Genomic DNA, 12,743 nt, shown 5'->3' on the forward strand with positions numbered 1-12,743 from the left:
AATGCCCCGCTGATTCGTCAGTTAGGTATACCCTGTGACGGGTCTGCCGGAAACCGGTTGTTGACCTGGATGCCGCGCAGAAGATCGAGCGCATATTGCAGCTGCTTGTCGTCCTTGGCGTCCGCCGGGACATAGGCCGACGCGGCGGAGACCTTCTCCTCCTCGCCGTCCTCGCTCGACAGATGGCCGCGCAGATTGGCCTCGCCCGTCGCTTCCTCGCTGCCCTTCAGCTCTTCCGGCAGCTCCTGCACGACCTCAATGTCCGGCTCGATACCCTTCGCCTGGATCGAGCGGCCCGAAGGCGTGTAGTAGCGCGCCGTCGTCAGCCGGATGGCACCGTTGCGGCCGAGCGGAATGATCGTCTGCACCGAGCCTTTGCCGAAGGAGCGCGTGCCGACGATCGTCGCGCGGCGGTGGTCCTGCAGCGCACCGGCCACGATCTCCGAAGCCGAAGCGGAAGCGCCGTTGACGAGGACGATGACCGGCTTGCCGTCGGCCTTGTCGCCGGCCCGCGCCGTCGCGCGCTGCACGTCGTCTTCCTTGCGGCCGCGCGTCGAAACGATCTCGCCCTTGTCGAGGAAATCGTCGGAGACGGCGATCGCCTGGTCGAGAAGCCCGCCCGGATTGTTGCGCAGATCGAGGATGTAGCCCTTGAGCTTGTCCTTGCCGATTTCCTTCTTCAGCTCGCTGAAGGCGTCGTTGAGGCCGTCGGCGGTCTGCTCGTTGAACTGCGTGATGCGGATATAACCGACATCGTCCTCGGCACGGTCGCGGACCGAGCGCACCTGAATGATGTCGCGGATGATCTTGATCTCGAGCGGCTTGTCGACGCCCTCGCGGCGGACCGTGAGCGTGATCGGGGAATTCACCGGACCGCGCATCTGATCGACGGCCTCACGCAGCGACAGACCGGCGATCGGCTCGCCGTCGAGATGCGTGATCACGTCGCCGGCGCGCACACCCGCTTTGTCGGCCGGCGTATCTTCGATCGGCGTCACGACCTTGATGAGGTCGTTCTCCTGCGTCACCTCGATGCCGAGCCCGCCGAATTCGCCGCGCGTCTGCACCTGCATGTCGCGGAAGCTCTTCGGATCGAGATAGCTCGAATGCGGATCGAGCGAGGTCAGCATGCCGTCGATCGCCGATTCGATCAGATCCTTCTCCGAAGGCTCTTCGACATAATCGCTGCGCACCCGTTCGAAGACGTCGCCGAAAAGGTTGAGTTGGCGGTAGGTTTCAGAGGAAGCGGCCGTCGCCGAACCGGTCTGCCCGACTTGCACGACAGCGCCCATGGCCACCGCGCCAACGACCGCTCCTGCGGCCAGCAGGCCCATCTTACGCATCATCCTCGAACCTCTTTTTGCTCGCGCCGGTCCCACCACGGATCCGGGTCGATCGACCGTCCATCCTTGCGAAACTCGACATATAGAACGGGCTGGGCGGAAGTGTGGTCAATATCACTTAGGCTTGCAAGCCGCTCCGCGCCCATAACCGCGACCGGCTCCCCAGCCAGCACGAACTGGCCAAGTGCCACATCTATGTGCTCAAGCCCAGCCAGAACAACATGATATCCGCTCCCGACGTTCAGGATCAAGACCTGCCCGTAGCTGCGGAAGGGGCCCGCATAGACGACCCAGCCATCGGCGGGTGAGACAACACGCGCATCCGGGCGTGTGGCGATCGAAATCCCGCCGGCATGCGCCCCGAATTCGTCCCTTTCGCCGAAATGCGTCAGGATCGGGCCCGCCGCCGGCAGCGGCAAAATCCCGCGCGCCTTGTCGAACTCCACGGCCGGCGCCATGCGCGCCGTATCCTGGAGATCGCGCGCCGCCTCTTCGGGCGTCTTGTTGCGGGCGGCCTCCTCGGCCCGTCGCGCCTCTTCGGCGGCCCGCGCCGCGGCCTCGACCTCTTTCTCCAGCGAGCCGATCAGGTCTTCGAGCCCGCTCGCATCTTCGGCGAGCGCGGCCGCTTTCTTCTGTTCGTCGGTGAGTGCGGCCTCGGTTCTTTGGCGCTGCTCTTTCTTCGATTCGATCAACAGATTGATGCGCGTCTGTTCCTCGCCGAGCGTGGCGTACTGCTTCTTCAGATCCTCGTGCTCTTCTTCGATCCGCGCCTTGAGCTGCGTGAGCTCGGCAAGATCGGCGGCGAGCGCCTCCGCCTCCACGCGAATATCCGGCAGAACGGCACCGGCGAGGATCGATCCGCGGATCGCCTTCAAGGCATCCTCCGGCCGCGACAGGATCGGCGGCGGCGGCGTGCCGCCCATGCGCTGCAAGGCCGCAAGCACTTCGCCCAGAACTTCGCGCCGCGCTTCCAGCGACTGCCGCACCCCGTCCTCGTTGGCCTGCAGCCGGTCGAGCCGGACCTCGGTCTCCTGGATGCTGTTTTCCGCCCGGCGCAGCCGTTGCGCCGTCGCAATCAGCTCGCTGCTGAGCTTCGCCCGATCGGCTTCCACCGTCTCGATCTCGCGGCGGAGCGCTTCCTGGCGTTTTTTGGAGACTTCGATCGAGCGCCGCACCGCTTCGAGCTCGGCCGCCCGTGCCCGGCGTCTGGCTTCGGCGGACAGGGACATGCCCCCCTCCGTCACACCTTCGTCCGCGACCGCCGCCTCGTCCGGCAGCTCCGTCTCGGTGGCGAAACTCGGCCCGAACGCGAGCGGCAGCCCGGCGCAGACGAGCACCGCCGCCCGAATGCCGTTCCTCAGGATCCGCGCCCGATATGTCGGAGAGTGATTCGTCACCGTCTCACGATGCCAGTCGATCAAGGCCTTGCGCCACGCCTTTTGGAGAGACACCCACGCACGCCCGTCCGGTCAAGTGCGTTCTCGCAGGCGTCTTTCACACGCCCCGGCCTCTCATGCCCGGTGGCCTCTCATGCACGGTGACCCCTCACGCCCGGTGATAAGGATGCCCGCTCAAGATGGTGACGGCCCGGTAGACCTGCTCGGCGAGCATGGCACGCGCGAGCTTGTGCGGCCATGTCATCCGCCCGAAGGCGATGGCCGCGATCGCCTCCTCGCGCAGGCCTGCATCGAGCCCGTCCGGTCCGCCGATCACGAGACAAAGGCCGGAAACGCCCTTTTCCGCCTCGCCACCGATGAGCCCGGCGAAATCTTCCGATGAGAGATTGCGGCCCGTCTCGTCGAGCGCGACGATCGGGTATCCGGCCGCAAGCTTTTTGAGGCTCGCAGCTTCCTCCGCCTTGCGGTCGTCTGCCCTCGAGGCGGAGGATTCGGCAATTTCGCGCACGCTGATCCCGCTGATGCCGACCGACCGGCCGGCTTTGCCGACCCGCTCGAGATAGCGGGCCGCAAGCTCGGCTTCCGGTCCGGCCTTCATCCGGCCGACCGCGAGAACAAGGATCTGCAACGCGTCTAACCCGGCCTACTCAGCCCTGGACGCGGCGCTCCGCATAGGGCTCCGCCGACCACATCTTTTCCAGATTGTAGAACTCGCGCACTTCCGGACGGAAGACATGGACGATCACGTCCCCGGTGTCGATCAGCACCCAGTCGCAATGGGGCAGCCCTTCGACGCGGGGAATGTTATGGCCGAGGCCCTTGAGCTCGCTGATCACCCTTTCGGCGATGGCGCCGACATGGCGATGCGAGCGCCCCGAGGCGACCACCATGTGATCCCCCAGCGCGGATTTCCCGGCGATGTCGATGGTCACAACATCCTCGGCCTTCGCATCATCCAGGCTCGAGAGGACGGTTTTCAGCTCATCCGCCGCTATAAGGTTGGCGCCGGCATGAGACGCGTGAGGCGCAAACATCGGAATGCTCGCCTCGCTCTGGCTAGTAGTCAGGAGTAAGATCCTCTTTCCTTCCTGCCGTGAATAGGCCGGGCCAAAGTAAGCCACATGCCTACGGTGACGTTGTGTCACCCCTTAAAGATAGAAACGACACCATGACGGTTTCAAGTCCAATCTCTCCGGAAGAGGCCTGTCATGGACGATGTGACGCGAAAAATCGCGCTTTCCGGCATAGCCTTAGCGCAAGTCAGCCGCTCGCGGCCCGCAGCGCCGTCGACGAAACCGGCGTGCGCGGACCGGGCAGGACGACGAAGGCGGGCGCTCTCAGGTCGGCGAGGCAGGCCGCTGATTCGTTGCCCTGGCGATAAGGCGCAAGCGCCCGCGCTGCCGGCGCGGCCAGCGGCGCACTCAAAGACCCCGGCCGCGGGACGATGGCGATCGGAACGCTCGCAGCGATCTCCTGCCAGCTTTCCCACAGGTGAAAGTTCTGGAGATTGTCGCCGCCCATGATCCAGACGAAGCGCGTCGCCGGCTCGCGCACCGCAAGTCGCGTCACGAGATCGGCCGTGAAGCGGATGTGCCAGCGGTTTTCGATCGCCGTCACCTTGAAGCGCGGATGGCTCGCAATCCGCGCCGTCGCTTCCAGGCGCTCCCGCAGCGGCTTTAAGCCATGCGGCGCCTTCAAGGGATTGCCCGGCGTCACCAGCCACCACACCTGATCGAGCTGCAAAAGCCGCAGCGCCCGCAGCGCCACCTGCCGGTGCCCGATATGCGGCGGATTGAACGAGCCGCCATAAAGCCCGATCCGCTGCCCCCGCCCATGCGGCGGGAGGCCCTCGTAAATCCGGCTGTCGCGGGCGATATGGATCGAACGGGAGATCGTTGCGCCTCGCGCCTAGGGCCGTGTCTGGCCGCTGCCATAAACGCAGTATTTGAAGCTCGTCAGCTGCTCCACGCCGACGGGCCCGCGCGCATGCATCCGCCCCGTCGCGATGCCGATCTCCGCCCCCATGCCGAATTCGCCGCCATCGGCGAATTGGGTGGAGGCGTTGTGCAGCACGATGGCGGAATCGACGAGCGCCATGAAACGGCGGGCGGCCGCCTCATCCTGCGTGATGATCGTCTCCGTATGCCCGGACCCGTAGCGGGCGATGTGCTCGCTCGCCGCTTCGACGCCGTCCACCACCTTCACGGCGATGATCTTGTCGAGATACTCCTTCGGCCAGTCCTCCTCGCTCGCCGCATGGGCCTGCGGGAAGAGCGCCCGCACGCTCTCGTCGCCGCGGATCTCGCAGCCGCCCATTGAAAGCGCCGACAGGATCGGCTCGAGATGCGTCTTGGCAACGGCCTGGTCGACGAGCAGCGTCTCCGCCGCCCCGCAAATACCCGTGCGCCGGAGCTTGGAATTGACGGTCACGTCCACCGCCATCTGCAGGTCGGCCGCCTCATGCACATAGACGTGGCAGACGCCTTCCAGATGCGCGAAGACCGGCACGCGCGCCTCCTTCTGCACCCGTTCCACCAGGCTGCGCCCGCCGCGCGGCACGATGACGTCGAGATTGCCGGCGAGGCCTGCGAGCATTTCGCCGACGGCCGCACGGTCGCGCAGCGGCACGAGCTGGATCGCATCCTCCGGCAATCCGGCGACGCGCAGCCCCTCGCTGAGGCAGGCATGGATCGCCGAAGAACTCTCGAGCGAATCCGAGCCCCCGCGCAAGATGACGGCATTGCCCGCCTTGAGGCAGAGTGCGCCCGCATCGGCGGTCACGTTCGGGCGGCTTTCATAGATCACGCCGATGACGCCGAGCGGCGTGCGCACGCGCGAAATCTTGAGCCCGTTCGGCCGCTCCCAGGAGGCGATCACGTCGCCGATCGGATCGGGCAGCGACGCCACCTCTTCAAGGCTCCTCGCGATCGCCTCGATGCGCGCCGCATCGAGCTTCAGTCGGTCCAGCATCGCCGGCGCGAGCCCGTCCGCCTCGCCGCGCTGCATATCGCGCGCATTGGCCTCCAGAATTTCGTCGGCCCGTCCGCGTACGGCATCCGCCATCGCACGAAGCGCCGTATTCTTCTCGTCCGTCGTCGCAAGCCCCAGCGGTCGCGAAGCCGCACGGGCACGAATGCCCATCTCAGCCATCAAGGCAGCGGCGTCGTTGTTCTGTCGCAGGGCTGCGAAAACCATCTTCGTCTCCACGTTTTTGGAGGGGAACAAGTGCTGTTAGCGCGCCAGGCGCAAGAGGAGCAAGGTTTACCGCTCACGTCTCTCGGAGCACGAGATCGTCGTGATGGACGATCGCCGAGCGCCGCACATAGCCGAGAATTTCGGAGATCTCCTTCGATTGGTGCCCGATGATCTGCGCCGCCTCGTCGGCATCGTAACCGACGATGCCGCGGCCGATCTCGATCCCCTCAGGATCGACGAGAAGCACCGTATCGCCACGGGCGAAATGACCGGAAAAACCGCTGACGCCCGGCGGCAGCAGCGACCGCCCGGCCCTGAGTGCCTTCACCGCCCCCGCATCGAGGCTGAGCGAGCCCTTCGGCTCCAGATGCCCGGCAATCCACGCTTTTCGCGCCGTGGCGGGCGTCGTCTGCGGCCGGAACCAGGTGACGGGCGCCCCGCTGTCGATGCGCGTCAGCGGATTGAGGTGATGGCCGGAGCCAATCACCATGGCGGCGCCGGCCGCGACCGCGATCTTCGCCGCCTCGACCTTGGTGCGCATGCCACCGCGCGACAAATCCGAGCCGGCGTCGCCTGCCATCGCCTCGATCTCGGGCGTGATCGCCGTCACCTCGGGAATGAGACGGGCATTGGCATCCTGCGCCGGAGGGGCCGAATAAAGCCCGTCCACATCCGACAAGAGCACCAGAAGATCGGCTCCGACCATCGCCGCGACGCGCGCCGCCAGCCGGTCGTTGTCGCCGTAGCGAATTTCGGTCGTCGCGACCGTGTCGTTTTCGTTGACGACCGGCACGACGCCCATGCCGAGAAGCGTCGTCAAAGTGGCGCGCGCATTGAGATAGCGCCGCCGCTCTTCGGTGTCGCCCAACGTCAGGAGCACCTGCGCAGCGTGAATCTCGCGCGTCTGCAGCTCCTCCGCCCAGGCCTTTGCGAGCGCGATCTGGCCGACGGCCGCGGCAGCCTGCGCTTCTTCCAGCTTGAAGCGCCGGCCGTTGAGGGAAAGCCGCCCCCGCCCGAGCGCGATCGCCCCGGACGAGACGACGAGGCATTCCGCCCCCTCCTGGCGCAAAGCCGCGAGATCGGCGGCCAGCGAACCGAGCCAGTCGCGGCGCACGCCGCCGCCGCGCTCCACCAGAAGGGCGGAGCCCACTTTGACGACGATGCGCCTGTAACCCGATAGTTTTCTCATTGCCCCCTCGCCCGGCTCCCGGCACCACAACCGGCCCCGCCGACGCTTGCCCACGCTTCCGCGCCGGGCAAAACCCGTCTCATCAAAGAACGCGCCTCATGAGAGCGGCGTCCATTCGCCGTCCTCCTCCGCCTCCTTCTTGCCGCCGCGCGGCAGCGCCGCAAGGCAGGCGTCGAGAACCTCCGAGACGCCTTCGCCCGTCCCGGCAGACACCAGGAACGGCTCCTTCCCCGACGCGTCGACAATCTCCGAAATCGCCACGTCCCGCGCATCGTCGTCGAGAAGGTCGACGCGCGACAGCGCGACAATGACCGGCTTTTCGGCAAGACCGTGACCATAGGCGTTGAGTTCCTCGCGCACGGTGCGATAAGCGGCCGCCGGATCGCCCGAGGCATCGACGAGATGCAGAAGCGCCCGGCAGCGTTCGATATGGCCTAAGAACCGGTCGCCGATCCCCGCCCCGTCATGCGCGCCTTCGATCAGGCCCGGAATGTCCGCGAGCACGAATTCGCCGCCCTTGTGGCGCACGACGCCGAGATTGGGGTGCAGCGTCGTGAAGGGATAATCGGCGATCTTCGGCTTTGCCGCCGAAACGCGGGCGAGAAACGTCGACTTGCCGGCGTTCGGCAGACCGACGAGCCCGATATCGGCAATCAGCTTCAGGCGCAGCCACACCCACATCTCCTGGCCTTCCTGGCCGGGATTGGCACGCCGCGGCGCCTGGTTGATGGAGCTCTTGAAATGGATGTTGCCGAAGCCGCCATTGCCGCCATGGAGAAGCTTCACCCGCTCGCCGACATGGTCGAGGTCGGCGAGAATCGTCTCGTTGTCTTCGGCAAAGACCTGCGTGCCGACCGGCACCTTCAAGACCACGTCCTTGCCGCCGGCACCGGTGCGGTTGCGGCCCATGCCGTGGCCGCCGCGCTCCGCCTTGAAATGCTGCTGGTAGCGATAGTCGATGAGCGTGTTGAGCCCGTCGACCGCCTCCAGCCACACATCGCCACCGCGTCCGCCGTCGCCGCCGTCCGGCCCGCCGAATTCGATGAACTTTTCGCGCCGGAACGAGACGGATCCCGAACCGCCGTCGCCGGAGCGCAGATAGACCTTCGCCTGGTCGAGAAACTTCATGGCGTTCTGCCTCCAACGGCCGCAAATTCGGACCGGGTCACCTGCATGTCGTCGACATCGACGTCACTGTCGCGGGCCCGGCAATAGAGGGAATAGCCGCCCGCCTTCGTAAAGCCGAGCTTTTCCAGGACCCGGCGCGAGGCGGGGTTGTCGACGAAGACGCCGGCGCCCACACGCTCGGCCGGCGCATCGCCGCCGAAGCCGGGTCGATCGAAAATCGCCGCGACTGTCGCCGCCAGCGCTTCCGTCGCATAGCCGCGCCCCCAGAACGGGCGGCCGACGAAATAGCCGAGACGCGGCATCTTGCGCGGCGGCGTGCCCGATCCGGCGCGCTTCACCGTCACCTCGCCGACGATCTGCTTCCCCCAGAGCATCGTGAGATGATGAAAACCTTCGTCCTGCTCCACCTGGTCGGAGCGCTGCACGAACGGCCAGGCCGGCATCGCCAGCATGCGCGCCACCTCCCGATCGTTCTTGAAGCGCTCGAGCGTCGCGACATGCCGCGAGCGCTTCGGCGTCAAAACGAGCCGTTCGGTGGTCAAATCGCTGAGCGGTAAGTGCATCGTCTCGTAAACCTTGCGGGCCAAAAACCTTGCGGCCTCTTCTGAGATTTCGGCAAAGGCCGGCGGGCACCCCCTGCCCGGCAGCGCCAGGCACGGACGATCCGCGACAACGGGACCCCGAATCGAAAAGGGGCCCGAATCGAAAAGGGGAAGCGGTCGCCCGCTTCCCCTTCATCACTTGCGCTGGATCGGCGGGAGGCCGCGTCGCAACGCAGCTATTCGGCAGCCTCCACCGGCGGCAGCACCGAAATATAGGTGCGCCCCTTGAGGCCCTTGTGGAATTCCACGCGTCCGTCGGTCAGCGCGAAGATCGTGTGGTCCTTGCCAAGCCCGACATTCTGGCCCGGATGCCACTGCGTGCCGCGCTGGCGAACGATGATGTTGCCGGAGACGACCGCTTCGCCGCCGAACTTCTTGACGCCGAGGCGCCGGCCAGCGGTATCGCGGCCGTTTCTCGAAGAGCCGCCTGCTTTTTTGTGCGCCATGGTTACTTCTCCTTCGATTCGTCAGCGAGGGTCTTGGCCTGCGCGACCCAATCCTCGTTTTCGGCCTTGCCCTTGAGCTTCAGAGCCTCGTCCAGCTTCTGAAGGTCGTCCTTCGAAAAGCCGGCGATCTGGTCGTAGCGCGTGACGCCGGCCGCATTCAGCTTCTTTTCCATGGCCGGGCCGACGCCGCTCAGCTTCTTCAGGTCGTCCGGCTCGCCCGCCGGCGCCTCGAAGACGGCACCGTCCGTCTCGGCGTCCTTGGCAGGCTTCTTGGCTTCCGCCTTTTCGGCCGCTTTCGTCTCGGCCTTCGTCTCCGCCGGGGCGTCCGCCTTCGTCTCGGCCGGCTTCGCCTCGTCCTTCGGCGCCGCCTTCTTCGCCTTCGAAGGCTTCTTGCCGTCGGTCAGGATGTCGGTCACGCGGATGAGCGTGTAATCCTGGCGATGGCCGTTCTTGCGGCGCGAATTCTGCCGCCGGCGCTTCTTGAAGATGATGACCTTGCGGCCGCGCGTATGCTCCACGATTTCCGCGGTGACGGCGGCGCCGCCGACAAACGGCGAACCGATCTTCGGATCACCCTCGCCGCCGATCATGAGCACCTCTCCGAAGGTGACCGTGTCGCCGGCTTCGCCTGCGAGCTTTTCGACTTCCAGAAGCGTATCGGCGGCAACGCGATATTGCTTGCCGCCGGTTTTGATGACTGCGAACATTTCGTCCTCAATTCCCGTCCTGGCGGTGGCCCGCCGGATCGGCTTTTTGTTCAGTCTGAACCGGTTGATATGGGGCCGCTTGCGGCCAAAGCAAAACGGCGCCGGGCAGAGCCCACGCCGATTTCAGCCGCATAAAGAGCAGCGAGCCCCGAAAGTCAAGGCCGCCGGCACCTGAAGACAGCCCTCGCTGCGCCCTTGCGTATCCCCCCCCGAGGCTCCTCCTTCGGAGCCCCGCGAAACATCCTCGCTCGGCGCTCCCTGTGAGCGCACCCTTCGGCAAGCCTTCCGACCTCCCTGCTGCCGGACGCGCCGGACGCTCCCCATTGAGCACCGAAGCGTCTCTTCGGGAGCACCGCTCTGGGCGCCCCATCAAACACCCCTTAGGAACGCCCCGAAGCGGCCCGGCCGGTCCGAAACGCTGTCACGAAAACGGCCGATCTTGCGACAGGCTTGCACTTTTCCAGGAAATCTTTCCGACACCCTTGTCAGACGCATCATGCATGCGTAGATACGCGGCGCCTCGAATTTCAGCGCCCGCGGAGGGGTGCCGGAGCGGTCGAACGGGGCGGTCTCGAAAACCGTTGTGCGCGTGAGCGTACCCAGGGTTCGAATCCCTGCCCCTCCGCCATTTTTTGATCTCACGCCGGTTTGCTTCGCTCACGGCTCCGATGGGGCGGCCGAAAGGGCGGGCCGCAGTCGCGGCCTGAGGCGTCGAGTTTGAAATCTCTCCCCAGCTCTCCGCCAATTACCTCCGATTGCCCTGGGTCCCGTATGCCCTGCCAATTTCTTACTTCCAGCTGACAGGGGCCAATTGCTTCCAGTGTCGGGAAATGCAAGGTTGCTGCGCGCCCCAAGCACAATGTTCGTGCTTGCCATCTGCGCTGCCGCAGCCATCGGCTGATTGACAGACGTGATCGCGGCCTTGCAAACAAATTGCGCTATCCCTGGGCGGCGTTGGAAAGTTCCGTCCATTCATCCCAATCCTTCAGCCGTTGTTCGTAAGCGGATCGGAAGACCGGGATCGTGGTTGAACCGAGCACCAGGCGAAGCGGCGGTTCCGGAGTATCAACAAGACGGGCGATCACGTCGGCCGTCGCCAGCGGATTACCCGTGTCTTCGGGCTTGAAACCGGCGCGCATGGACTGGCGCAGCGTATCGTATTCCACCATGGCGGGCGCTGCGGTCGTCGATGAGCGAAAGCTGGTTGCATAGCTGCCAGGTTCAAGCATCGTCACCTTGATACCAAAACTTCCAACTTCACCGGCCAGCGCCTCGGTGAAGGCTTCAACCGCGAACTTGCTAGCGACATAGCTTCCGCCGGTAGGAAAGCCGACCACGCCGCCAATGCTGGACAATGTAATAATATGGCCGTTCCCCTGCGCCCGAAGCAGGGGCAGCACGGCTTGGATGACGGAAAGCGTGCCGAAGACATTGGTCTCGAAGTTCGCCTTCGCTGCTGCGAAATCCAGTTCTTCAACCGCCCCCATATAGGCGTAGCCTGCATTGCATATGACGACATCCAGTCGACCGAAATGATCGTGAGCCCGGCCAACCGCTTCAAACACGGCCTTTCGGTCGGTGACGTCGAGCGTCAGGACCAGCAACGTGTCCGGATAGGCCGAAGCGAGATCTTTCATGCTGCTCGGGTCTCGTACTGTCGCCGCCACCCTCTCGCCGCGCTTGAGCGCGGCCTCGGTCCAGATGCGTCCGAAACCCCGCGACGCTCCCGTGATGAACCAAACCCGGTCTTGAGACATTGCATTCTCTCCTGTAAAGTCACACTCAGTGCAAAATATTTATTACACTCGGTGTAAATTGACAAGCGCAGCAGACGAATTCCCAGACGTCGGCCCATCGGATGGCAAGCGCGCGGTAAAGCGCCGTGAGACACTGAAGCGCATCGCAAAAGTCGGATTGCGGCTTTTCATCGAAAAAGGCTTTGACGCGACGACCTTGGACGAGATCGCCGAGGCAGCGGGCATCTCGCGCAGGACGTTCTTCTACTATTTCGAGTCCAAGGAAGATGTGCTTCTTGCACATGAAGGTGGTGACTTCGCCAAGGCATTGCGGCCCGCAATGCTTCGCCAGTCGCCAGGACAACCGCCGTTGATGGCCATTCGGAAATGCATTCTGGAACTGGCGCCTCAATACGAGGGGCCGGACGCCATAGCCGCCGACCGGCTCTTGCGGTCGACCGAAGCTCTTCGGCTGCGAAAGGCGGCTCTGTTCGTCGAAATGGAAAAGGCGCTGGCGGATGCCATGGCAGAGCTGTGGCCCGACTTGGAGAAGACAGGTGTCTTACGAACCGCCGCAATGGTCGCCATGGGCGCAGTCCGGCTGGCCTTAGACGACTGGAGGACCGGCGAGGGCGGATCATCGCTCGCTACCTGTATCAATCTGAGCTTCGATCGCCTGGACCTGGTATAGGCGTTGAGGGGCGACTACCCTTTTGTGCGGCTACAGAGGGTTATTGAGTAGACATAGTTCTCATCGCTATCCCGCATGTCCCGCCATTTCCCGCTGATTGCCACCGAAAACAGCCTATGTGCCGCCGATCGTCGCCGATGACCGGCCAACCCCCCTGTGTCTAACCTTCGGCGTGTGCTGTAGGGCGCGGCCGTTTCAGCGCAGTTCGTCTGGTGCGAGATGCCCGAAGTTCTGGCGCAGACCCTCCGATCGCCTGCCGTTCCTCCGCCGAGACAGGCGGAAAGAAGCGACCGCGAATGTGAATGCGGC

General features: G+C 64.8%; 13 protein-coding genes and 1 tRNA gene. 2 read left to right on the plus strand and 12 right to left on the minus strand.

Annotated elements, in window-relative coordinates:
- Positions 1-17 precede the first annotated feature (17 nt).
- From L0F51_RS07815 to L0F51_RS07865, 11 genes are all read right to left on the minus strand, one after another.
- Positions 18-1,346, minus strand: coding sequence for a S41 family peptidase (locus tag L0F51_RS07815; RefSeq protein ID WP_234628645.1), 1,329 nt, complete (start codon positions 1,344-1,346; stop codon positions 18-20).
- A complete protein-coding gene (locus L0F51_RS07820; protein WP_234628646.1) occupies positions 1,343-2,794 on the minus strand; it encodes a peptidoglycan DD-metalloendopeptidase family protein in 1,452 nt (483 codons plus the stop codon). The genes L0F51_RS07815 and L0F51_RS07820 overlap by 4 nt, the downstream gene beginning before the upstream one ends.
- A 94-nt stretch (positions 2,795-2,888) precedes the next feature.
- Positions 2,889-3,368 (minus strand): 23S rRNA (pseudouridine(1915)-N(3))-methyltransferase RlmH, encoded by a 480-nt coding sequence (rlmH, locus tag L0F51_RS07825; protein WP_234628647.1) that lies wholly within the window; start codon positions 3,366-3,368, stop codon positions 2,889-2,891.
- A 19-nt stretch (positions 3,369-3,387) separates the two neighbouring features.
- The gene (gene rsfS, locus L0F51_RS07830) at positions 3,388-3,774 is read right to left on the minus strand and encodes a ribosome silencing factor (RefSeq protein WP_092810605.1); all 387 of its coding nucleotides are present in this window, start codon (positions 3,772-3,774) and stop codon (positions 3,388-3,390) included.
- Between the two features lie 226 nt (positions 3,775-4,000).
- Entirely contained in the window at positions 4,001-4,633 is a 633-nt protein-coding gene (locus L0F51_RS07835; RefSeq protein WP_370642380.1) for a nicotinate-nucleotide adenylyltransferase, read from the minus strand.
- A 15-nt stretch (positions 4,634-4,648) separates the two neighbouring features.
- Positions 4,649-5,935: a glutamate-5-semialdehyde dehydrogenase gene (locus tag L0F51_RS07840; protein WP_234628648.1), complete on the minus strand. Its 1,287-nt coding sequence runs from the start codon at positions 5,933-5,935 to the stop codon at positions 4,649-4,651.
- A 73-nt stretch (positions 5,936-6,008) separates the two neighbouring features.
- Positions 6,009-7,124 carry a glutamate 5-kinase gene (proB, locus tag L0F51_RS07845; RefSeq protein ID WP_234628649.1) on the minus strand — a complete coding sequence of 372 codons (1,116 nt, stop codon included), beginning with the start codon at positions 7,122-7,124 and terminating at the stop codon, positions 6,009-6,011.
- Between the two features lie 96 nt (positions 7,125-7,220).
- Positions 7,221-8,252, minus strand: coding sequence for a GTPase ObgE (obgE, locus tag L0F51_RS07850; protein ID WP_234628650.1), 1,032 nt, complete (start codon positions 8,250-8,252; stop codon positions 7,221-7,223).
- On the minus strand, positions 8,249-8,839 hold the full coding sequence (locus L0F51_RS07855) for a GNAT family N-acetyltransferase (protein ID WP_234628651.1): 591 nt from the start codon (positions 8,837-8,839) through the stop codon (positions 8,249-8,251). Before L0F51_RS07855 ends, obgE begins: the two co-directional genes overlap by 4 nt.
- Positions 8,840-9,030: 191 nt before the next feature.
- A complete protein-coding gene (gene rpmA, locus L0F51_RS07860; protein ID WP_092810591.1) occupies positions 9,031-9,300 on the minus strand; it encodes a 50S ribosomal protein L27 in 270 nt (89 codons plus the stop codon).
- Positions 9,301-9,302: 2 nt separating this feature from the next.
- Entirely contained in the window at positions 9,303-10,007 is a 705-nt protein-coding gene (locus tag L0F51_RS07865; RefSeq protein ID WP_234628652.1) for a 50S ribosomal protein L21, read from the minus strand.
- 538 nt (positions 10,008-10,545) lie between these two features.
- Here L0F51_RS07865 and L0F51_RS07870 point away from each other — a divergent pair.
- Positions 10,546-10,635, plus strand: a tRNA-Ser gene (locus L0F51_RS07870).
- Between the two features lie 310 nt (positions 10,636-10,945).
- Here L0F51_RS07870 and L0F51_RS07875 read toward each other — a convergent pair.
- Positions 10,946-11,764, minus strand: a complete 819-nt coding sequence (locus tag L0F51_RS07875; protein WP_234628653.1) for an SDR family NAD(P)-dependent oxidoreductase — start codon at positions 11,762-11,764, stop codon at positions 10,946-10,948.
- A gap of 28 nt (positions 11,765-11,792) precedes the next feature.
- On the opposite strand from L0F51_RS07875, the gene L0F51_RS07880 reads away from it, so the two are divergent.
- Entirely contained in the window at positions 11,793-12,434 is a 642-nt protein-coding gene (locus L0F51_RS07880) for a TetR family transcriptional regulator (RefSeq protein WP_234628654.1), read from the plus strand.
- The last annotated feature ends 309 nt before the right edge of the window (positions 12,435-12,743 follow it).

This window comes from Afifella sp. H1R (assembly GCF_021462425.1).
In the GTDB taxonomy this organism is placed as follows: domain Bacteria; phylum Pseudomonadota; class Alphaproteobacteria; order Rhizobiales; family Afifellaceae; genus Afifella; species Afifella aestuarii.